Origin of the sequence: Paenibacillus aurantius (genome assembly GCF_032268605.1) — a bacterium.
Lineage (GTDB): Bacteria > Bacillota > Bacilli > Paenibacillales > NBRC-103111 > Paenibacillus_AO > Paenibacillus_AO aurantius.
This window is the reverse complement of record NZ_CP130318.1, coordinates 5,514,777-5,537,022: the sequence shown is the minus strand read 5'-3', so window position 1 is coordinate 5,537,022 and position 22,246 is coordinate 5,514,777. Positions and strand designations below refer to the sequence as shown.

The 22,246-nt window shown below is 58.7% G+C and carries 19 protein-coding genes and 1 pseudogene; 17 read left to right on the top strand and 3 right to left on the bottom strand.

Going from position 1 to position 22,246, the window contains the following annotated elements; all coding sequences use genetic code 11:
* Positions 1–70 precede the first annotated feature (70 nt).
* The 17 genes and pseudogenes from galU to arsC all read left to right on the top strand — a co-directional run bounded on the left by galU (position 71) and on the right by arsC (position 18,573).
* Positions 71–967, top strand: coding sequence for a UTP--glucose-1-phosphate uridylyltransferase GalU (gene galU / locus MJA45_RS24965; protein WP_315604606.1), 897 nt, complete (start codon positions 71–73; stop codon positions 965–967).
* 13 nt (positions 968–980) lie between these two features.
* Positions 981–1,669 (top strand): annotated as a pseudogene (locus MJA45_RS24960) (sugar transferase).
* 19 nt (positions 1,670–1,688) lie between these two features.
* Complete coding sequence (locus MJA45_RS24955) at positions 1,689–2,804, top strand: glycosyltransferase family 4 protein (RefSeq protein WP_315604605.1); 1,116 nt, start codon at positions 1,689–1,691, stop codon at positions 2,802–2,804.
* An 83-nt stretch (positions 2,805–2,887) separates the two neighbouring features.
* A complete protein-coding gene (locus MJA45_RS24950; RefSeq protein ID WP_315604604.1) occupies positions 2,888–4,180 on the top strand; it encodes a polysaccharide pyruvyl transferase family protein in 1,293 nt (430 codons plus the stop codon).
* Positions 4,173–5,312, top strand: a complete 1,140-nt coding sequence (locus MJA45_RS24945; protein ID WP_315604603.1) for a glycosyltransferase — start codon at positions 4,173–4,175, stop codon at positions 5,310–5,312. The genes MJA45_RS24950 and MJA45_RS24945 overlap by 8 nt, the downstream gene beginning before the upstream one ends.
* On the top strand, positions 5,309–6,892 hold the full coding sequence (gene murJ, locus MJA45_RS24940) for a murein biosynthesis integral membrane protein MurJ (RefSeq protein ID WP_315604602.1): 1,584 nt from the start codon (positions 5,309–5,311) through the stop codon (positions 6,890–6,892). The genes MJA45_RS24945 and murJ overlap by 4 nt, the downstream gene beginning before the upstream one ends.
* Positions 6,893–6,896: 4 nt before the next feature.
* On the top strand, positions 6,897–8,114 hold the full coding sequence (gene cps2T / locus MJA45_RS24935; RefSeq protein WP_315604601.1) for a beta 1-4 rhamnosyltransferase Cps2T: 1,218 nt from the start codon (positions 6,897–6,899) through the stop codon (positions 8,112–8,114).
* Between the two features lie 136 nt (positions 8,115–8,250).
* Positions 8,251–9,003: a sugar phosphate nucleotidyltransferase gene (locus tag MJA45_RS24930; RefSeq protein WP_315604600.1), complete on the top strand. Its 753-nt coding sequence runs from the start codon at positions 8,251–8,253 to the stop codon at positions 9,001–9,003.
* A gap of 13 nt (positions 9,004–9,016) precedes the next feature.
* On the top strand, positions 9,017–9,586 hold the full coding sequence (gene rfbC / locus MJA45_RS24925) for a dTDP-4-dehydrorhamnose 3,5-epimerase (protein ID WP_315604599.1): 570 nt from the start codon (positions 9,017–9,019) through the stop codon (positions 9,584–9,586).
* Positions 9,583–10,602 carry a dTDP-glucose 4,6-dehydratase gene (gene rfbB / locus MJA45_RS24920; protein ID WP_315604598.1) on the top strand — a complete coding sequence of 340 codons (1,020 nt, stop codon included), beginning with the start codon at positions 9,583–9,585 and terminating at the stop codon, positions 10,600–10,602. Before rfbC ends, rfbB begins: the two co-directional genes overlap by 4 nt.
* Positions 10,595–11,482 (top strand): dTDP-4-dehydrorhamnose reductase, encoded by an 888-nt coding sequence (gene rfbD / locus MJA45_RS24915; protein ID WP_315604597.1) that lies wholly within the window; start codon positions 10,595–10,597, stop codon positions 11,480–11,482. The genes rfbB and rfbD overlap by 8 nt, the downstream gene beginning before the upstream one ends.
* Before the next feature lie 491 nt (positions 11,483–11,973).
* Positions 11,974–13,359, top strand: a complete 1,386-nt coding sequence (locus MJA45_RS24910; RefSeq protein ID WP_315604596.1) for a sugar phosphate nucleotidyltransferase — start codon at positions 11,974–11,976, stop codon at positions 13,357–13,359.
* Between the two features lie 395 nt (positions 13,360–13,754).
* Entirely contained in the window at positions 13,755–14,840 is a 1,086-nt protein-coding gene (locus tag MJA45_RS24905; protein WP_315604595.1) for an S-layer homology domain-containing protein, read from the top strand.
* Positions 14,841–14,956: 116 nt separating this feature from the next.
* Complete coding sequence (locus tag MJA45_RS24900) at positions 14,957–16,156, top strand: hypothetical protein (RefSeq protein WP_315604594.1); 1,200 nt, start codon at positions 14,957–14,959, stop codon at positions 16,154–16,156.
* Between the two features lie 222 nt (positions 16,157–16,378).
* On the top strand, positions 16,379–16,690 hold the full coding sequence (locus MJA45_RS24895; RefSeq protein WP_315604593.1) for an ArsR/SmtB family transcription factor: 312 nt from the start codon (positions 16,379–16,381) through the stop codon (positions 16,688–16,690).
* 13 nt (positions 16,691–16,703) lie between these two features.
* The gene (locus MJA45_RS24890; protein WP_315604592.1) at positions 16,704–18,116 is read left to right on the top strand and encodes an arsenic transporter; all 1,413 of its coding nucleotides are present in this window, start codon (positions 16,704–16,706) and stop codon (positions 18,114–18,116) included.
* Between the two features lie 31 nt (positions 18,117–18,147).
* On the top strand, positions 18,148–18,573 hold the full coding sequence (gene arsC / locus MJA45_RS24885) for an arsenate reductase (thioredoxin) (RefSeq protein ID WP_315604591.1): 426 nt from the start codon (positions 18,148–18,150) through the stop codon (positions 18,571–18,573).
* 112 nt (positions 18,574–18,685) lie between these two features.
* Here the strand turns inward: arsC and MJA45_RS24880 are convergent, their stop codons facing one another.
* The 3 genes from MJA45_RS24880 to MJA45_RS24870 form a co-directional block, all read right to left on the bottom strand.
* Positions 18,686–19,921: an acyltransferase family protein gene (locus tag MJA45_RS24880; protein WP_315604590.1), complete on the bottom strand. Its 1,236-nt coding sequence runs from the start codon at positions 19,919–19,921 to the stop codon at positions 18,686–18,688.
* Between the two features lie 75 nt (positions 19,922–19,996).
* A complete protein-coding gene (locus MJA45_RS24875) occupies positions 19,997–20,569 on the bottom strand; it encodes an acyltransferase (protein ID WP_315604589.1) in 573 nt (190 codons plus the stop codon).
* The gene (locus MJA45_RS24870) at positions 20,559–21,986 is read right to left on the bottom strand and encodes an O-antigen ligase family protein (RefSeq protein WP_315604588.1); all 1,428 of its coding nucleotides are present in this window, start codon (positions 21,984–21,986) and stop codon (positions 20,559–20,561) included. The genes MJA45_RS24875 and MJA45_RS24870 overlap by 11 nt, the downstream gene beginning before the upstream one ends.
* Between the last annotated feature and the right edge of the window lie 260 nt (positions 21,987–22,246).

The following is a 22,246-nucleotide window of genomic DNA, read 5'->3' as shown; positions in this document are numbered from 1 at the left end:
ATAGGCAATAGCTATTAAAAGATAGATGTTGATAGTTCATTTTGATCAACCATTAGGGGAGGAACCGATCATGAAGAAAGTAAGAAAAGCCATCATTCCCGCCGCCGGCTTGGGAACCCGATTTCTGCCCGCCACCAAAGCCATGCCGAAGGAAATGCTGCCCATCATTGACAAACCGACCATTCAGTACATTGTCGAAGAAGCGGTCGAAGCCGGAATCGAGGACATTATCATCGTCACGGGAAAAGGCAAGCGCGCCATCGAGGATCACTTCGATCACGCCTTCGAGCTCGAGTCCAACCTCGAATCGAAGGGCAAGCTGAAGCTTCTCGAGGAAGTGCAGCGTTCCTCGAAGGTGGACATCTACTACACCCGGCAGAAGGAACCGAAGGGCCTCGGCCACGCCGTCTGGTGCGCCCGCCGCTTTATCGGGGACGAGCCGTTTGCAGTCCTGCTTGGCGATGATATCGTACGGGCCGAAACCCCCTGCCTGAAGCAGCTGATCCAGCAGTACGAAGCGACCGGCCAGCCCGTCATCGGTGTGCAGCCGGTATCCGACCAGGAGACGGAGCGTTACGGCATCATCGATCCCTCTTACCGGACCGGGCGGCTCTACGGAGTGAAGGGCTTCGTCGAGAAGCCGGCGCCGGGACAGGCACCCTCGAACCTGGCCATCATGGGCCGCTACCTGCTGACTCCGGAAATTTTCGACATTCTCGAGAAGCAGGAGAGAGGCTCGGGCGGGGAAATCCAGCTGACGGACGCGATTCAGAAGCTGAACGGAATCCGCGAGGTGAATGCCTATCATTTTGAAGGAACGCGTTACGATGTGGGCGAGAAGCTCGGCTTTATCAACACGATTCTGGATTTTGCCCTGCAGAACAAAGAGCTCCGGGATTCGGTGCTGCATTCCCTCGAATCGATTGTAGACCGCGAATTGGCCATACGCGCCAACAAAATTGGATAGGAGATGAAGAACGATGAGCTTGTATCCTTACCCGAAGGAAGCGGACGCGGTCAAGAATGCGCCTTTTAGCGGGCGGTATGTGTCTCCTCTGTCGGAAGGAAGCGCCGGTTACCGGTTTGCGAAAAGGAGCATGGATATCGCCGGAGCGGCTGCCGGCATCATTATCCTGGCGCCCGTGCTGCTTCTGATCGCTGTGCTCATCAAGTGGGAAGACCCGAAGGGGGGCATTTTCTTCAAGCAGACCCGGGTGGGCAAGAACGGGCGGACGTTCCAGATGTACAAGTTCCGCTCGATGGTATCGAACGCGGAGGAGCTCCTGAAGGAGCTGCTGGCGAAGAATGAAATCCAGGGCGCCATGTTCAAAATGAAAGACGATCCGCGGATTACCCGCATCGGCAAGCTGATCCGCAAGACGAGCCTGGATGAGCTTCCGCAGCTGTTGAACGTGCTGAAGGGCGAGATGAGCCTCGTCGGCCCCCGCTTCCCCGCGAGGTGGAGGAATATACGGCCTACCATAAGCAGCGCCTGAACGTCACACCGGGCTGCACCGGCCTTTGGCAGGTAAGCGGCCGCAACAGCCTCAGCTTCGAGGAGATGGTGGAGCTCGACCTGACGTACATCCGCAGCCGGTCGATCGGGCTGGACATTAAGATCATTTTGAGGACGTTCAAAGAGGTGTTCGCCTCGAGCAACGCATTTTGACGAAAAGGACGGAGCAGCGATGAAGAAGCTTAGGATCGGAATTGACGCCCAGGCGGTCGGAACCAACTTCAGCGGCAATGAAATCTACATAAAGAACGTCATCAAGCACCTGGGCGGCCACGACCGCTTCGAGTATGTGCTGTTCGTCAACGAGAATTACAATTACGCCGGAGACTTCACGGACTCATCCCTGCGGATGACCCGTTTCAAGTCGAGAAGCCCCTTTATCCGGCTGCCGATTGAGTTTCCCTACAAGATCAACCGGGAAAGCCTGGACCTGCTTCATGTCCAGTACACGGGACCCTTCTTCGCGAGCTGCCCGGTCGTCTCGACGATTCACGACATCTCGTTCGAGCACTATCCCGAATACTTCACGAAGAAGGAAGCGGTGCTTCTGAAGTACGGGGTGCGCAAGACGGCGAAGGAGGCGGCCAAGATCATCACCGTGTCCGAGTACTCCAAGCAGGACATCATCGACACCTACGGCGTGCCGGAGGACAAGGTGGCGGTCACCTACAACTCCATCGACACGAGCTTCCAGGTTGAGAAGGATGCCGCGAAGGTGGAAGCCGTGAGGAGCAAGTACGGCATCGAGGGCGAGTACGTGCTCGCCGTCGGCAACCTGCAGCCGCGCAAGAACATCCCGAGGCTGCTTCAAGCCTACCGCAGCATTCGCGACGGCAACCCGAACGTGACCGACAAGCTCGTGATCGTCGGCCGCAAGGCCTGGCTGTTCGACAGCATCTTCGACGCCTTGAAGGGCTTCAAGTACATCCAGGACGTCATCATCACGGATTACGTGCCGAAGGAGGATCTTCCGCTTCTGTACAACGGGGCGAAGCTGTTCGTGTATCCTTCGATTTTCGAAGGCTTCGGGCTTCCGGTCCTCGAGGCGATGGCTTGCGGGGCGCCGGTCGTTACCTCGAACACCTCCTGCCTCCCGGAAATTGCCGGAGGAGCGGCGCTGCTGACGGATCCCTTCCGGACCGAGGACATCGCGGGGGGCATCCTGAAGCTGCTGACCGACTCCAGGCTGCGCCAGGAGTATTCCCGGAAGGGGCTCGCCCGCGCCGGCGAATTCTCCTGGGAGAAGACGGCCCGGCAGACGATGGACATCTATGCAAGCGTGGTGTGAAGGGACGAAGGCGTCCGCCTCCGGAAGCCGTCCAAGCGGCCGGCCATCCGGCCTCATCCATATATTTTAGGAAGAACAGGTGAATGGACATGAAAATTCTCATCAGCAACGCCTACTGCTACTTGAACAAAGGAGACGCCGGCATCATCCGCGCCATGGTTCAGGAGTTCCGCAAGAAGCATCCGAGGGCCGAGATCAAGGTGGTCTCCCTGTTCAAGGATCTGGATCAAGGCAAATACGGGAACTGCGAGGTGATCGACTGCATCATCAAGCCGTATACCGGCAAGAGCCGCCTTATGAAGACGATCCGGAACACCGCGCTCTATTTTCTCGTGTGGCTGCTCAACCTGCTGGGCATCCCCTTCAACCGGACCGTCCGGGAGTTCAAGGAAGCCGATATTGTCGTCAGCTGCGGAGGAGGGTATTTGAAGGCCCGCAACCTGGCCCAATTTCTGGGTGATTTCATGTACCATTACATCCAGTTTCTTACTGCGATTCAATACAAAAAGCCGTTCGTGGTCTACGCCCAAACGGTAGGCGAATTCGGCAGCCACCCTTACGTCACGAGCCGGATCAAGAAGGTGCTGAACAAAGCCGCTCTCGTGCTTCCGCGGGAGCCGATCTCCTACAACTACTTGAAGGGCTTCGTTCCGGACAACCGTAACTTCTTTGAAACGAGTGACATCGCCTTCCTGCTCGAGAAGAAGGAAATCGACTCCAAGAGCCTGAAAGGGCTGCTCGCCGTGAAGAAAACCAAAGTAGGCATTACGATGAGAAGCTGGCATTTCCCGGGGACGCCTAACCGCGCCTGGCAGCTCGAGAATTACAAGAACGCGATGAGCAAGCTGATCGAGCATCTCGTTACCCGGCAGAACGCGGAAGTGTTCCTGATGCCCCAGTGCATCGGACCGGGCGAGGACAACGATCTTCTCATCTCGCGGGAGGTGTACGCGCCGTTCCAGGAGAACCGCAGCGTCCATCTGGTGGATAACAACCTCACGCCGGAGGAACTCAAGTACGTGTACTCGCAAATGGACCTGTTCGTCGGGACCCGGATGCACTCCAACATTTTTGCCTTGTCCGAGAAAGTGCCCTGCGTCGCCATTTCCTACGACCTCAAGACCGACGGGATCATGAAAGCGGTGGGGCTGAAGGATTATGTTCTCGACATCAAGGACCTGAACGAAGGCGGCCTCCGGGCCAAAATCGACCAGGCGCTGGCGCGCCGGGATCTCATGAAGCAAACGCTGGAGACATCCATCCCCCAAATTTGCTCGAAAGCGCGAATGAACAATACCCTTTTGTACCAGGTGATGGACAACAAAGGGAAACAAACAGCCGAAAACCGGAAGATCGGGGAGCTGCTTGATGCTTAAGAAGAAAGTTTTGTTTCTTGGCGCTTTTCAGGAGCCCGGCGGGGAAGAGGAAGTCATTACGTATCTGTATAAGCATTTGGACCGCACCCGGTTCGAGCCGTTCCTGTGCGGCCCGTTCCGCAGCGAGTTCTTCGACAAGCACGGCATCGGCCGGGAGGAGATTCTCGAGCTCGACATGAACGGCATGACGGACATCGCCTCCATGCGCAAGCTCGCGGGCTACATCGACCGCTACGGCATCGATCTGGTGCATTCGCACGGCAACCGGGGCGGCCTGTTCGGGAGGGTCTCGACCTTCCTGTCGAAGACCCGGCCGGTGTCGGTGTGGACGTGCCATCTCCTCATCGAGGAGAACGACTACACGCTTTCGAAGCTGCGGAAGAAGATCTACTCGAATGTCGAGTATTTCCTGAGCAACCGCATGACCGACCACGTCGTAACCGTCTCGAACGACCTGCAGACGAAGTACCGGGCCCACTGCTCCTCCCGTAAAATCACGACGATCCACAATGGAATCGACACGACGAAATATTACGGGGAGAAGCCCTTGGCGGACCGGAAGAAAACCTTCACCTTCGGCTTCGTCTCCCGGATGTCCAAGCAGAAGGGGCTGCCCTATCTGATCGAGGGCTGGAAGAAGCTGACCGACCGGTACAAGGACGCGGACGTCACCTTGAAGCTCGTTCTCGCCGGAAGCGGAGAAGAGGAGCAGCCCACGAAGGAGCTCGTCCGGCAGTACGGCCTCGAGGACACGGTGACGTTCCTCGGGTTCCGCAAGGACATTCCCGAGCTGTTGAACCGGATCGACGTTCTGGTGCTGCCTTCTCTGTTCGAGGGCTTGCCGATGATCGTGCTCGAGAGCCTCTGCTCGGGAACGCCGGTGGTCGCGTCCCGCGTGAACGGGGTTCCCGAGGTGATCGAGGACAAGCACAACGGGCGCCTCGTGACTCCCCGGCATGTCGACGAGCTGGCGGAGGCGATGGCCTATTACGTCGAAGAGCCGGACCGGATCGCCCTGCATGGGGCCCGCGGGCAGGAGCTCGTCACCGGGCAGTTCACGAAAGAAGCCATGCTTAACAAGCACGCCCAGCTCTACAGCGTCCTGCTGGAGGAACGCGGGAGGGCGATATGAGCCGCGGGAAAGCCGCCTCCAACACCTCCGTCCTCTTCCTGGTCACGATGGCGCTCGCGGTTGTCGCGAAGCTGTCGGGGATGATCCGGGAGGTCATCATCGGATGGTATTACGGCACCGGCGCGGAGCTCGACCTGTTCTACTACATCTACTCCATTCCGGAGCTGTTCATGACCGGGATTACGGCGGCGGTCGCCGTCGCGGTCATTCCTTTCCTGAAGGCGAAGCAGGATCCGGATTTCGCCGCCAACAAGGCGATTATTTCCCAGGTGATCGTGATCGGGACGCTGTTCTTCAGCACCGTGACGGCCGCCGCTCTCCTGCTTCACAAGCCGATTCTGGCGTTCTACCTGGCGAAGTTCGATGCGCCGGTAACCGGCGCCTACGGCATCCTGCTCGTCTCCTGCCTGCAGATCGTGCCGACCTTCTTGTGCGCCATTCTGCTGGCCGTGGAGACGAAGCTGGAGAAGTTCAAGACGATTACGCTGCTCAGCCTGCCGCTTAACCTGGCCTCCGTGCTCGTCATGGCGCTGCTTAACCAGCCGGTCGGGGTTCTCTCCATCGGCATCGGTCTTCTGGCCGGCGTTCTGCTGCAGCTAGGCTACCTGTTCTGGGACCTGCGCCGGGAAGGCATCCGGTACGAGCTGAAGCTGAACCGACCGCGGGTCAAGGAAGCGAAATTCTACGAATTTCTTCTGCTCCTTCTTCCGGTATATTTCGGAACAGTCGTTCAGCGGGCCGGCGTCTTCATCGACCGGTACCTGGCCGCAGGCCTGGAGGAAGGAAGCATCTCGGCGTTGTCCTATGCCGACCGGATTATCCAGATGGCGGTCATGATCATCGTGAGCACGATCGGCATGATTCTCTTCTCGAAGATCAGCCATACGATCCACCACGATGAGGAAGGAACGGTGGAGCTGCTCGGCAGCACGATCGTGTTCTCCTGCCTGACCATTCTTCCCGTTTCCGCCTTCCTGGCCGTGTTCAGCGGAGACATCACCCAGCTGCTTTTCGGGCGGGGGCAGTTCGACGAGAAGGGCCTTCAGATGACCTCAATCGCCTTGACCGGCTACAGCATCGGGCTGTTCGGCATCGGGATGCGGTACATCCTGAACCGCGTCTATTTCGCCCAGCACAACGTCAAGGTGCCGACCGTCAACACAATCCAGGCACTCGTCATCAATGTCGTGCTGAGTGTCGTGCTCTGCCGCTACTACGGCCTACTCGGCATCGCCGTCGCCGGCTCGGTGACGATGCTTCTCTCCAGCATCATGCTGGCCGTCAAGCTGGAGAAGAGCTTCCGCTTCCTCTCCCGCATGGATTGGAAGGACGCGGCCCGCTCGTTCCTGCTCAGCCTGATTCTTCTCGCGGTCTGGCTGGCCGTCAAGCAGTTCGTCCTTCCGGGCGTCCCGGGCACCTTCGTCCGCCTGGCCATATCGGGAGCGGTCGGAGCTCTGGTATTCGTCACCGGCGCCAAGCTGCTCGGCATCCGCGAATTCGGGAAGCTGACCGCCGCCTTCGGGCGCAAATTCAAATGGAGCAAGAGCAAGCGAAGCGGTACCGTACTTCAGAAAGGGTGAGACCATGAATCACGTGTTTATTATCGGGTCCAAGGGCATTCCGGCCAAATACGGCGGGTTCGAAACCTTCGTCGACCAGCTGACCCGGCAGAAGCTGACGGGCCACATCCAGTATCATGTCTCCTGCCAGAGCGACAACGACGACGAATTCGTGCACAACGGGGCCCGCTGCTTCAACGTGAAGGTGCCGGAGATCGGCCCGGCCAAGGCGGTGCTGTACGACGTGCTGAGTCTGAAGCGCTGCCTCTCCTACATCAAGGAGAACCGGATCGAGAACGCCATCGTGTACATTCTCGCCTGCCGCATCGGTCCCTTTCTTTCGTCGTACCGCAAGGCCCTCGCGGCTCTTGGCGCCAAGGTGTACGTCAACCCGGACGGCCACGAGTGGAAGCGGAGCAAGTGGAACCGCATGATCCGCGCCTACTGGAAATATTCCGAGAAGCTCATGGTGAAGAATGCGGACCTGCTCGTGTGCGACTCGGTCGGCATCGAAGAATACATACAGACCGAGTACAAACGGTTCCGCCCGGTGACGACCTACATCTCCTACGGGGCGGACCTGGAGCGCTCGGCCCTCTCCAACAGCTCGCCGAAGCTGAGGGAATGGTACGGCAAGCACGAGCTTCTGCCGGATGCCTATTACCTGATCGTCGGGCGCTTCGTGCCCGAGAACAACTACGAGCTCATGATCCGCGAGTTCATGGCCTCGAAGACGGACAAGGACCTGGTGCTGATCTGCAACGTGGAGCAGAACAAGTTCTATGAGCGGCTCCTGCGCAGCACGAATTTCCCCAAGGACAAGCGGATCAAGTTCGTCGGCACCGTCTACGACCAGGAGCTGTTGAAGAAAATCCGCGAGAACGCGTACGGTTATCTGCACGGCCACGAGGTCGGCGGGACGAATCCTTCGCTTCTCGAGGCGCTCGCCGGCACGAAGCTGAACCTCCTTCTCGACGTGGTGTTCAACAAGGAGGTCGGACGCGGCGGCGCGGTGTATTTCACGAAGGCGGCCGGAAGCCTGGCCCGGACACTCGAGCACGCCGATGCGTTGACGGAAGCGCAGCGGGACGCTTACGGGAAGAAGGCGGTCCGCCGCATAGCCGAGGCGTATTCCTGGTCGAAGATCGTCGACCAGTACGAGCATCTCTTCCTGGAGGCCGGCCTGAGCCGAAAGGAAGACGTGTTCCTGAAGAAAGTCGTTTCGTTCTCGAAGCAGGGGTAAGCCGCTCATGGCTTCCTTACGATTCAGCCGGGCGGGGATCCCGTTGGGCGATGGACGGATGGCAGCCATCCGGATAAACAGATTGAAACCATTCACACATAGAAAGCTTAAGCCAACCAGCAAAGGAGCGATTGGGATGAAAGGGATTATTTTGGCCGGAGGAACCGGTTCGCGTCTGTATCCGTTGACGAAGGTGACGAACAAGCATCTGCTTCCCGTCGGGCAGTATCCGATGATTTACCACAGCATCCATAAGCTCATCGAGGCGGACATCAAGGACATTCTCATCGTCACCGGACGGGAGCATATGGGCGACGTCGTGAGCCTGCTCGGAAGCGGCCACGAGTTCGGCGTCACATTCACCTATAAGGTCCAGGACCAGGCGGGCGGCATCGCTCAAGCGCTCGGTCTTGCAGAGACCTTCGCCGGCAACGATTCGATGGCCGTCATCCTCGGGGACAACATCTTCTCGGACAGCATCGCTCCTTATGTGGCCAGCTTCGGGGAACAGGGGCAAGGAGCCAAAATCCTGATCCAGCAGGTCGAGGATCCCGAGCGCTACGGGGTGGCCGAGTTGAACGGCAAGCGGATCGTCTCCATTGAAGAGAAACCGAAATACCCGAAAAGCTCGTATGCCGTTACCGGCATCTACATGTTCGACTCCTCCGTGTTCGAGGTTATCCGCACGCTGAAGCCTTCGGCCCGCGGCGAGCTGGAGATTACCGACGTGAACAACCACTACATCCGCCAGAACACCCTCACCTACGGGGTGCTGGAAGGCTGGTGGACCGATGCGGGGACGCACGAATCGCTGGCTTTGGCCAACCGGCTCGTGCAGGACCAGACCTTCGATCTAAACTTCGGACGGAAAAAGGCTGCGGCCGTGTAAAGGGGAGAAAAAGATGAAACGGTTGGAAACCAAGCTGGAGGGCGTTGTTATTCTGGAACCGGCCGTTTACGGCGATCACCGGGGATTCTTCACCGAGAGCTATAATCGTAAAAATCTCGCCGGACTCGGGATCGAGCTCGATTTCGTCCAAGACAACCATTCCTATTCGGCGGAAGCCGGAACGCTGCGGGGGCTGCATTACCAGCTGAACCCGATGGCCCAGACGAAGCTGGTTCGCGTAACGGCGGGGGCGGTCTACGACGTGGCGGTGGACATCCGCGAAGGTTCCCCGACCTACGGGGAGTGGGTCGGCGTCATCCTGAGCGAAGCGAACCATCGGCAGCTGCTCATTCCGGCAGGCTTCGCCCACGGCTTCTGCACGATTACCCCTCACACCCATGTGAGCTACAAAGTGACCGACTATTATTCGGCCGAGCATGACCGCGGCATCCGGTGGGATGATCCGGAGCTGGCCATTCCGTGGCCGGTCACCCGTCCTGTTCTGTCGGACAAGGATAGCAAGCACCCGAGCCTGCGCGAAGCGGAAGCCCATTTCCCCTACAGAGAGGTGAGCCTGACATGAAACTGCTCGTTACCGGCGGCGCCGGCTTTATCGGAAGCAATTTTATCCGTTATGTGCTGAACAAGCATGAGGACTACACGGTGGTTAACCTGGACAAGCTCACCTACGCGGGCAACCCGGACAACCTCGCGGACCTGGAGAAGGACCCCCGTTATGTGTTCGTAAAAGGCGACATTGCCCACAAGGAGCTCGTGAGCATGATCGTACGCCAGATGGAGATTGACGTTATCGTGAATTTTGCGGCGGAATCCCATGTGGACCGCAGCATTTCGGATCCGGGAATCTTCGTGCAGACGAACATCACGGGAACCCAGGTTCTTCTCGAAACCGCCAGGGAGAACAAGATCAAGAAGTATGTGCAGATCTCGACGGACGAAGTATACGGGTCCCTTGGGGAGACGGGCTATTTCACGGAAGAGACGCCGCTAGCACCCAACAGTCCCTATTCGGCGAGCAAGGCGGGAGCGGACCTGCTGGTCCGGGCTTACTATGAGACGTACGGCATGAACGTCAACATCACCCGCTGCTCGAACAACTACGGGCCGTATCATTTCCCCGAGAAGCTGATCCCGCTTATGATCACGAACGCCGTGGAGGGCAAAACCCTTCCCGTCTACGGGGACGGCCTGAACGTGCGCGACTGGCTGCATGTCACGGATCACGCCGCCGCCATCGATCTGGTTATCCGGGACGGGCGCCCGGGAGAAGTGTACAACATCGGCGGCCATAACGAGCGGACGAACCTCGACATCGTCCGGGCGATTCTGGACAAGCTCGGAATGGGACACGAGCGTATCCAGTTCGTGGCGGACCGCCTGGGGCACGACCGGCGCTATGCCATCGACCCGGCGAAGATTACCGCCGAGCTCGGCTGGAAGCCGCAGTACACGTTCGAGACGGGACTCGCCGAGACAATCGACTGGTACTTGGCGAACCGGGACTGGTGGCACCGGATCCGTACGGGCGACTACCAGAAGTATTACTCGAAGCAGTACGGGGAGCGCCTCTATGGCTAAAGGAAAAGTCATCGTCACCGGAGCGAACGGACAGCTCGGCGTTGACCTCGTGAAGACCTTGAAGGGCCTCGGCTACGAGGTGTACGGCATGGGCCGGGAAGAGCTCGATTTCAGCTACGCGGAGCAGGTGGATTGGGCTTTCCGGCGCATCCGCCCGGATGTGGTTATTCACGCGGGCGCCTACACGAAGGTCGATCAGGCCGAGAAGGAGCCGGCGGAGGCGTTCCGCGTGAACGGCTTCGGCACGCGCCATGTTGCCTCGGCGGCCGAAGAGGTGGGGGCGAAGCTCGTGTATGTGAGCACGGACTACGTCTTCGACGGCGAGAGCGGGGAGCCTTACGGGGAGGAAGCCCTTACGAATCCGCTCAATGTCTACGGCCAGACGAAGCTGGCCGGAGAGAAGTTCGTGAGGGCGGTCCATTCCCGCTCCTTCATCGTCCGGACGTCGTGGGTGTTCGGCGCCCACGGGCCGAACTTCGTCAAGACGATGCTGAGGCTCGGGGCGGAGAGGGACACGGTGTCGGTCGTAGGCGACCAGATCGGCTGCCCGACCTACACCGTGGACCTGGCGAACTGCATCGCCCGCCTGATCGAAACGGAGAGCTACGGAACGTATCACGTGTCGAACACGGACAGCTGCTCGTGGTATGAGTTCGCCCAGAGGATCTTCGACAAGGCGGGGACGCCGGTCCGGGTGGAGCCGATTACGACGGCCGAGTTCCCGAGACCGGCGAAGCGGCCGGCTCACTCGGTGCTCGAGCACGGGATGCTCCGGAAGAACGGCTTCCCCGACCTGCGCAGCTGGCGGGAGGCGCTCGACGCCTTCTTCGAGGAGCTTCTCGCGGAGGCCGAGCAGGCACCGGTCACGCGCAGCTCGTAGAGGCTTGGCGAGCGGCTCGCCGCGCTGGGGAGCACCCGCAGCTTACAAGCTCGCTGCTGGCTGGCGGGACCCCTGGCCTGCACGAACAGCTAACGGGTGCACACTGCCGGATCGGCAGCGTGCAAGTAAGCCGGTTCGCGCCCCGCTTGAGCCGATCTGGGCCGCCGGCCAAGGCTGCACCGCCACCGCCGGGGCCCGATAGAGGAACTCAGATACCCTATTCGGCTGTTTTCGCTGATTTCACCACAAATAGAGGAACTCCGATTCCCTATTCAGCGAAAAAGAAGGCCTTACCCGGCCTGTTGAGGCGGAATAGCGGAACAGAGTTCCGCAATCATTTTGACTTTGAGGACAAATGGGCGAATAGAGAATTAGAGTTCCTCTATTCTGCAGGGTGCACTTCAGGGTGAGCGGCTAGTGAGCGCACTCCGAAGTGAAGTTGAAGTACATACAGGCGGCAACGCCACTCCCAATCAGGAGGAGGAAGCGGCATGAAGCTAATCTTATTGTCGGGCGGATCGGGAAAGAGGCTGTGGCCCCTGTCGAACGATTCCCGCTCCAAGCAGTTTCTGAAGGTTCTGCGCAGCCCGCAGGGAGAGCTGGAATCGATGGTCCAGCGGGTGTGGCGGCAGCTCGACGCCGTCGGCCTGGGCCCGCACTCGTATATTGCGACCGGGCGTGCCCAGGTCGAGATGATCCAGAGCCAGCTCGGCGCGGAAGCCCGGCTCATTACCGAGCCCGAGCGGCGGGACACGTTCCCGGCCATTGCTTTGGCCGCCTCCTACCTCTATTCGATGACGGATACCGGTCTTCAGGAAACGGTGGCCGTTCTCCCGGTTGACCCTTATGTGGAGGACCGGTTTTTTCTGCAGGTGGCGGGCCTTGAGAAGGTGCTGAACGATTCCGGCGCGGATCTCGCCCTGATCGGGGTGACGCCTACTTATCCTTCGGAGAAGTACGGCTATCTCGTTCCGCAAGGAGAGGTATCCGCATCGGCGGCACCGGAGGAGACCTACCGGAAGGTGGCACGGTTTACCGAGAAGCCAGACGAGGCGGGGGCCCGGGAGCTTATCCGCGAGAGGGCTCTCTGGAACTGCGGGGTATTCGCCTTCAAGCTGGACTATCTGATCAACGAGCTTATCGCCCGCGGCCTTCCGATCCAATACGAGGAGCTGCTGAAGCAGTACGGCCAGCTGAAAAAAATCTCCTTCGACTACGAGGTCGTCGAGCAGGCGAAGCATATCGTCTGCACGGCATACGACGGAGACTGGAAGGACCTCGGCACGTGGAATACCTTGACCGAGGAGATGAGCACGACCCAGCTTGGCAAGGGCATTCTGACGGAGGAATGCCAAGGAAGCTACCTCCTGAACGAGCTCGACATTCCGGTAACGGTCATGGGCCTTACGAATGTCATCGTGGCTGCGAGCCCGGACGGCATTCTCGTCACCGAGAAGGAGGCCAGTCCGCGGATCAAGGAAGTGCTGAAGCATACGGAAGCCCGTCCGATGTACGAAGAGCGCCGGTGGGGCTGGTACCGGGTGCTGGACTGCAAGAAATACGGGGAAGGCCAGGAAATGCTGACCAAGCGGATAGGCATCCGCGCCGGCTGCAACCTGAGCTACCAGCTGCATGAGAAACGCCGCGAGGTCTGGACGATTCTCTCCGGAAGCGGAGAGCTCATCCTGGACGGGCGGCTGTACCCGGTGGATGCCGGCGACGTATGGCAGATCCCGGTCGGGGTCAAGCACAGCCTTCGCGCATTCACCGAGCTGGAACTGATCGAGGTGCAAACGGGCAGCGAGCTCGTGGAGGAGGACATCGTCCGCCTGTGCTTCGATTGGGACGAAGCCCTGCGTCTCATCCAGAAGGCCTAGCCTTTATCCGCCGGGCCGGCTCAAATGCTGGAAAGAACGTGCTTTCCTGCCACGCTTGGCAGGGGGACGCCCCGGCGGATAAGCGCCGGTGATCGGACGGCAGCCCCGCCGCAGGCATGGATGGATGTCTCCGGCGGGTCGGGCCGCTATCCGGGCGGGATGGCCCGGATAGTCTTAAGCTGCTCCGGGTCATTTTTCACCGGAAAAGGGGAAGGGACTGTTCGTGCGCATAAGGCACCAGGCAAGGAGCCGCGTCCGTCATTAGGCAGGGGACCGGAATCCGAACCAAGCCTGGCCGGCACTCTCCCCGCAGGGGACGGCAGATGGGACACAGGGACCAGCAGACATCAATCAACCGACCAACCGTACACAAACGACACGAGGAGGAAACAAGGATGGCAAACGAAAAGCGCAACACGAACGGAATCAAACGGGCGGCTGCCTTAGGCATGAGTTCCGCCTTGGCTTTCTCGCTTTGGGGAACGGCTTTGGCCGCACCTCCGCTTAAAGACGTAGGCACCAGCTATGCTGCTAATGAGATTAACACGTTGGTGGAGAAGGGGATTATTTCCGGTTATGAAGACGGCAGCTTCTCCCCGCTTGGGAACTTGACCCGCGCTGAGCTGGCCAAAATCATTACAGCCGCCACCGGACTGGCCGAGGATTCCTCCGCCTCCGGGAAGTTCCAGGACGTGGAGCCGGGCTCGTGGTACAGCGGATACGTCGGGGCTTTGGCCAAGGCCGGGATTACGGACGGCACCTCGGAAACGACCTTTTCTCCTTCGGCCAACGTGACCAGGGAACAGATGACCGTTTTCCTGCTCCGCGCGGTGAATCTGGAGAAGAACGCCCTGAACGGCGATTATGCATCTCCGTTTGAGGACAAATCGGACATCTCCGCCTGGGCCGCCAAGCAGATAGGCTATGCGTACCAGATCGGCCTGTATACCGGGTTTACCGGCAAACCGCTGACCAACCTGGAGCCGCAGAAAGCCATCAAGCGGCAGGACGCCGTCAAGCTGGCCTATGAAGCGCTGAAATACGCGGGTAAGGATAAGCCGGGGCAGCCAGGGCAGCCGGGAGCCGTCGGTTCCCTGGAGCTGAAATCGGCGACGGCGGTCATCGGAGGCGAGAACTATACGGCGGAGCATAACGGGAATGGAGCCTTCGTGATTTCCCTTCCGAAGGGAATCGATCCGGAGGCGAAGCTGACCGGCTTCCAGCTTAAGGCTTCCCCTGACGCGGCCAGCCTGACGGTCGACTTCATGGGCGAGAGCCGGACGGTGGAATTCAAGGAAGGCGTCGCCCTGATTACCGTCAAGGATCTGTTGGGCGGTTTGGATGTTAACGGCGACGGCGTCTCCATGGAGAAGCTGGGCAGCGTTCTCGGCTACAGTGCGTTGAACATTATCGGGGAGCTTGCGGACAAGGACGGAAAGACGTCCGAGGTTAAGCTCGTCATCAAATTGAGCGAGAAGTAAGGAACGGCGCTGCACGATCCGGCCGTCGCCACGAACAACCTTAGCCCTGCCGCCTCCCTGACAAATCGTGTTACAAAGGAAAGGCGGGGCTAAAGGAAGGAAAGGGATGGAACATCATGCGCAAGCGTTGGAAGGAGTGGAAGCCGTGGGCCCGCTGGCTCACATTGTCGGCGGCAGGGGTGATCCTGCTGGCCGGCGCCGGAATCGGCACCCTTCAATACAAGCTGCACTCGACGAGCCTGGAGGATATCCAGGCCCGTCAGGCGGCTAAGCAGAACGGCAGCACCCCCGAAGCCGGGACACCCGCTTCCGGGGCACCGGGAGCGCTGAAGGATCCGCTCGCGAAGGCGAACGAGTTCACGGATAAGCCGATCAGCGCCCAGGATGCGCTGGATGCGGCCGCTATCCTCAGCCAGGCGGGACTCAGCATGAAGGAGATGTCCTATTTAACGGGAAAAGCGGACGCCGGGCTGCCGGTTGAAGAGAAGCAGCGCATCCGCGACCTGCTGCTTTCGAAGCTGACGCCGGAGCAGATTCAGACGCTCCGCTCGATAACGGAGCCGTACGGCAAGAAGCTGGTGATCCTGGACAAGGATTACCCGATCGAGCTGGTCGGCGTGTATGACGAGGCGGAGCGGCAGAAGATCATCAAGGAGATCCATGAGCGCCGCCGAGCCTCTGCGGCCAAGCCGCCGGCGGCACCGGACGCTGGCGGCCAGGCCGATGCATCCGCCGGGCCGTCTGCTGCGCCGGCTGGCGAAAGCGGCGGCAGCAAGGCTTCCGGCGGAGCGTCAGGCAGCGGCACAGGCAACAGCACCACCGGCGGCTCCGCTCCGTCCGCCTCGGGCGGCGCTTCGAAGCCGGAGCCGTCTGCTGCGCCGGCAGAGGCCTCCAAGCCGGCCGCACCAGCCGGGGGCTCCGCCGGATCTTCCGGCGGCTCCTCCGGCACGGGTTCCGGAGCGAGCAAGGCGCAGATCAAGAACAAGTACGAAGGCAAGCTGGCGGCCATTCAGAACGGCTGCCAGAGCCAGGTCAGCCAACTGGCGGGCGGCATCGTAAGCTCCATCCGCCAGGCGAAGGCGAGCAACCAGCAGATCTCGGTGGATCAGCTCCAATCGAAGTACATGGGGCCGATTTCCGCCTCCGAGTCCTCCTGCGATAGTCAGTTCAACTCCGTGCTGGCCGCGGCGCAAAAGGACTACAAGGCGGCCGGATACGATCCGGCCGAGCTCGAGTCGTGGCGCAGCCAGTATCAGAGCTCCAAGAGCCAGGCCAAAAGCCAGGCTCTGCAGCAGATCGCTTCGGCGATGAAATAACCTTGTTTTTACTCCCTCTTTTTTTACTATAGATGGCCTCCCGTTTTAGACGGGAGGTTTTTTTTCGTGATCCCGTATCCCTATCCTCTTCCGTGCAAGAGATTTGGAAATAACCAATTGATTATATAAGTGAATCCGTATATAGTTATGAAGGTCGGGTTGAAATAAGGAGAGCGCGGGCAGCTCAAGCGGCCTAAGGAGCTCGGCGGGGGGAGGTAAGGGATGGAACCAATCAGCGAAATGGCCGGGAATTTAAAATTGCTGGGCGATAAAACCCGGCTTACGATCATGGCCTTATTAAAGGAACGGGCCTTGTGTGTTTGTGACGTGGTGGAGCTGCTTGAAACCTCCCAGCCGAACGTCAGCCAGCACTTGCGGAAATTAAAAGCGGCGGGGCTTGTCAAGGAAACACGCAAAGGCCAATGGATTTACTATTCGTTAAATGTGGAAGATAAGCCCTATCTTCAAGCGATTATAGGCTACCTTCCGTCGTTAAAAGAAAAAATGGATCAAATTAAAAATGATTGCGATTAGTTCGGAGGGTTACATGGCTATCACTGCGTTTCTTATTTTTTTGGTTACCCTTACCTTTGTCATTTGGCAGCCCAAAGGGTTATCGATCGGCTGGTCGGCAAGTGCCGGAGCGATCCTTGCTTTATTATTTGGCGTGGTCCGTTTCGCGGACGTCGGTATCGTAACCGGCATCGTGTGGAACGCCACCTTGACGTTCGTCGCCATTATTTTAATCTCCCTGGTGCTTGATGAAATTGGATTTTTTGAATGGGCTGCGTTACATATGGCGCGGCTGGCACGGGGAAACGGGTTGCTCCTGTTTGGGTTTATCATCCTGCTTGGATCGGGGGTTGCCGCTCTCTTTGCCAATGATGGTGCGGCCTTGATCATTACACCCATCGTCCTTGCCATGGTCCGGGCGCTTAAATTTGATGACAGAATGATCCTGCCGTTTATTATGGCGAGCGGATTCATTGCCGATACGGCTTCTTTGCCGCTTGTCGTCAGTAACTTGGTGAACATTGTTTCGGCTGATTATTTCAACATCGGGTTTGTCGAATACGCGAGCCGCATGATCGTTCCGACTTTCTTTTCCATTATCGCGAGCCTGGTTGTGCTGTATCTGTGTTTCCGAAAAAGCATTCCAAGCGGCTACAACGTAACCCAACTGAGAAGCCCTAAGGAAGCCATCAAGGATATGCGGCTGTTTACCCTTTCCTGGATCATTCTGGCTGCGCTGCTTATTGCTTATTTCGTCAGCGAGTGGCTCTCCATCCCGGTATCGATCCTTGCCGGGGCTGCGGCCATCGCGTTCTTGTTCGCCGCTAGAAAAAGCCCGGCGATTCATACGGGGAAGCTGGTAAAAGGCGCGCCTTGGGCCATTGTCATCTTCTCGATCGGCATGTATGTGGTCGTTTACGGCCTTCGGAACGCCGGTCTAACCGATGCGCTGGGCAGCGTCATTCAAGCGGTCGCAGACCATGGACGGTTTGCGGCAACAGTAGGCATGGGTTTTATTGCGGCGATCCTGTCGTCCATTATGAATAACTTGCCGACTGTGTTGATTGATGCGCTGGCGATCCAAGGTACCCATACGGAGGGGGTCATACGGGAGGCGATGATTTACGCGAATGTGATCGGTTCGGACTTAGGACCCAAAATCACACCAATCGGCTCGCTGGCCACGCTCTTATGGCTGCATGTGCTGTCCACCAAAAACGTGAAAATCAGCTGGGGCTATTATTTCAAAGTCGGCATCCTGTTAACCGTTCCGACCTTATTCCTTACGCTCGCCGGGCTTTATCTGTGGCTGGGTGTCCTGCAAACGCTGCAGGTGAATGTATGGCTGGTTATCGCGGGGATAACGGCCGGGCTTGCCGCGGCTGCGATGATCCTCCAGGCGTTTTTGGGCAGCAAACGAGCGAGAAGAGTTCATCAAGGCGATTAACCATTTCGATATAAAAGGAGACTTATCCACCATGGAGAAAAAACCGTTGGTTTACTTTTTGTGCACCGGCAATTCCTGCAGAAGCCAGATCGCAGACGGGTTTCTAAAGGCACTGGGCAGAGGCCAATACGAAGTGAAGAGCGCTGGTCTTGAGGCGCATGGGCTGAATCCGCGTGCGGTTCAAGTCATGCAGGAGGCCGGCGTGGATATAAGCCAAAACTCCTCTGATGTGATAGACGTCGAGATTCTGAATCGTGCCGATTACGTCATAACCCTGTGCGGCCACGCCGACGAGCACTGCCCTGTAATGTCCAACAAGAACGTTACGAAATGGCATTGGGGTTTTGATGATCCGGCAAAAGCAACCGGAACGGAACAAGAAATCATGAGCAAGTTCCGCACCGTTCGCGACTCGATCAAGAGCCGGATTGAGCAATTTGTTAAAGAAGGGGAATGAGGGGAGAAAGGCCGGTAAATAAACCATTAGGAACCACTCAGCCGAGTGGTTTTCCTTTTTGCGAATAAAATACTTGCAATTTGTAAGTATGTGCAGGTCTGGAGAACTCCGCTTAAGCGGAAATCTCCTCTTTGCCCGGGGGAATGGCCGTTCTTTGGCGGCTTTGCCGCAGGAGGTCCATGCGGCGGACGGCCTTTTTGCCCAGGGAGATAAACGGCTTCTCGATCGTAAGGTAGAGAACGAGAGCGGTGGCCAGGCTCAAAGCCAGGAAGACGGCGAACGAAAGCAGGGCGACTTCCACCCGGCTCAGGGGTACGGTTTCCGCCTGCCCGATGAAGAAGGTCAGGATGAACGGCAGCAGGAGGAGGTGCACCAGGTAGAGGGAGTAGGAGAGGTCCGCTCCCCAGCGGGCCGCCCTTCCCGAGAGCAGCTCCCGCACATGGTACAGCGGCTTCGTCCAGCCCATGCCGACTTTGGCGCGGATGCCGTTAAGGAACAGAAACAGCATCAGCAGTCCCATGAGCAGGACGGTGAATTTCGCCTGAAAAGGCACAATCATTACCGCCCCCATGGCAAAAGTAATCCAGCGGATCCGCCCCAGTCCGGCGGCTGCGGCAAGCATGCCGAAGAGAAACAGGGGAAGCTTGTAGAGGAGCATGGCCGGCTGTCCGTGCAAATACTTGGTGAGGAGAACCTCCGATACCACAACGGCGGCCGCCAGGAATACATACAGTTTAGCGGAGCGGACCTTAAGGAACAGAAAGGCGAAGAGGACCGGGAACAGGACGTAGAACTGCATTTCGAGCGACAGGCTCCAGGCGACCGAGAGAACGGAGCTTTCATAGGCGGGAAACAGTCCGTGCAGGAAAGTCAGGTGGAGCAGCAGCCCGGTCACGCTCGGGTCTTCGGATTTGCTCTCCGTGCCGAAGGGGGTGAGCGTGCTTCCCGTAAAATAGTCCAGAATCTCCTTGCGCATCTCGTACAGGTCGCTTACGACGAAGAAGGCCGCCAGAATGGCCAGCAGGTAAACGGGATAGAGCCGAAAAAGCCTCCGGACGAGAAAGGTTACCCCGGTAGCTAGACGGTCAGCCGGCTCTTTTGCTTCCCGGAGAAGGTAATGGTACGTCATCAGGAAGCCCGTGACCACCATGAAACCGTCCACCGCCGCCCAAGGCGACAGAAGAAGCTTCGTTACCCCGGGAGCCTGCCAGAAGCCCGGTCCCCCAATGATGATGTAGAAGTGGCCGACCGCCACCCACAGCGCCAGCAGAAACCGGAACCCGTCCAGGCACCTCGTGTCTAACCCCCCTCGTTTGACTGCCACTGAACCCATCCCGCTATTCTTCATCCCGAATCCTCCCTGTTGTCCTGACTCCTTGGTTCCATAAAAAGACCGCCGGCAGCCGCACAAGCGGCCGGGCGGTCAAGACGTCTTCCGGCCCCGCACCACGGGCTCCGGCACGACGAACTCCGTTTGCCCGAACTCCGCCTGCGCCGGGCCGGCCAGCTCTTTAACCCGCCTGGCGGGCGTGCCCGCATAGATTCCATGAGGCGCGCAATCCTTGGTGACGACAGCTCCCGCCGCGATAACGCACCCATCTCCGATCCGCACGCCGGGCAGAACCGTCGCCCGCGTCCCGATCCATACCCCGTCGCCGATGACGATCGGCTTGCCTACAGGCGTCCCCGCCCGTTTGTCGGGCCCGCCCATCTCGTGGGTCGAGGCGCAGAGCATGACCTCCATGCCGAGTGAGCTGTTACGGCCGATGGTGATCTCCCCGTGGTTCTCGAAGAAGCAGCCGGTGTTCACGAAAGCCCCTTCCCCGATATGGACCCGGCTGCCGCTGAAGAAGCAGCGGGGACCGAGGAACGTAGTCTCCGTCCGGATGCCGAAGGCCCGGTAGATCCGGGCGCGGACCGAGCTTGGGGTCAGCACGGAAGCCGCCACGACGTTAACGAACAGTTTGTGGAGCTGCGACCGGATTTTATCGTTCATGAACAGCCTCTCCTTCCCGTATCCGTTCCTTTGAAGCGAGCGCATAGATGAGCCCCAGGTGCACCCAGAACATGGCGAGCGTGTGGCCGGGGGAGAAGTTATACGACAGGAGAAGCACGAGCAGCCCGCCGACCATCCCGAGCAGGTAAGCCCGGTGCTTGGCATCGGATGTGACGAGAGCGGCACGAAGTCCGTAGAAGAAGACGTAGCCGACCGCAAAGACGAACAGGCACAGCCCGATCAGCCCCGAATCGTGCAGGATGGCAAGGAACATGCTGGTTACCCACTCGTCGGGGTTATACACCTTGATGCTGAAATAGCCGTTCCCGGCAATCGGGTGGCCGTTCAGCCAGTTGTCCCAGGCGAACTGGAACTTCTCGGCGCGGAACTTTCCCGTTCCTTCTTCGCTGTTGAACAGGTTCATGAGCTTGGAGGTCAGGAGCCCTTTGCGGCCGGACGTCTGGTCGAAGATCGACTCGACAAAGACGAAAATCGGGACGAGCGCCGCAGCAAGCCCGCCGAAAAGCACCACATTGCGCGGATGCACCCATTTGCGCACATAGAAGAGGGAGGTGAAGGCGACGCCGAGAGCCGTTCCGATCCAAGCGGAGCGTGTCCAGCCCATGACGATACCCACCACGGCAAGAAGCATGCCGAGGAATAGAAGAGGGGTTTGCCGGGGCTGCACCCTCGCGACAATCACCGTAACGAGAAAAACAATGCCCGCTCCCAGGTAAGCGGAGAACAGGTTGGCTTCGTAGAGCCCCCCGCGCCAAGTGATGGAGGACCAGTCGACCCCGGAGATTTGGCCGGTCATGAGGCCGCCGTATTTTTCCCCGAAGAGGAACTGGCCGGTCGTCTTGTTGTAGAGGAAGCAGAGCAAGGCATAGACGGATTGGAACACGGTAAGCCCAATGTAGAAGCCGACGTAAGAGTGGATCCGGTTCCGGTCGAACCCGGCCACCTGGGTCATAACGAAGAAGCCCATGCTGGCCAGCGCCAGCTGGATCATACCGGCGACGGAATAGGAGAAGACCGGACTGTTCCAGTACGACACAATATACGTATACACAAAAAAGAGCGCAATCGCGATAGAGGGGGCTCCGAAGGTAAAACGGACCGTGACGTCGTTCTGCCACTTGTTCCGGGACAACCAGAACAGCAAAGCGGCTGCGGCTCCGATCAGGACAGCCAGCATTTCGGGCCGCAGGTTGGTGCTCGATACATTGAAGGAAAGCCGGTTGAAAGTAACGGCGACGAGAAGAAGATACACCGCGGCACGCCAGGAGAACAGGAAGACGAGGGCCAGAGCGGCAGCCGGCAGCAGCAGCACGTAATCGGGGCGAAGCGCCGCCAGTACGCCGAGCGCCAGGAATCCGGCGAGCAGAGAGGGAATGCGGACCCTTTCGACGAGCATACGCAGAGTACTCCTTTCTATTGGGTCTGACTTTATGTACGATACAAAACGTATCCAACTATACTTAAAGTATCACGGCCCGTCCGGATCGTCAACGGTTAGATGAGGAGAATCCGAACGAACCAAAAGACCCTGATGGAGTCAGGGCCGAAGGATAGAGGGTCTTCTTACGGATTAACCGGAATGGAGAAGGTTAAGTTTTCGTAAATGTTCGGGTTTGGCTGTTCGCATCAAAAAAGGCCAACCGGAAAATCTTCGGT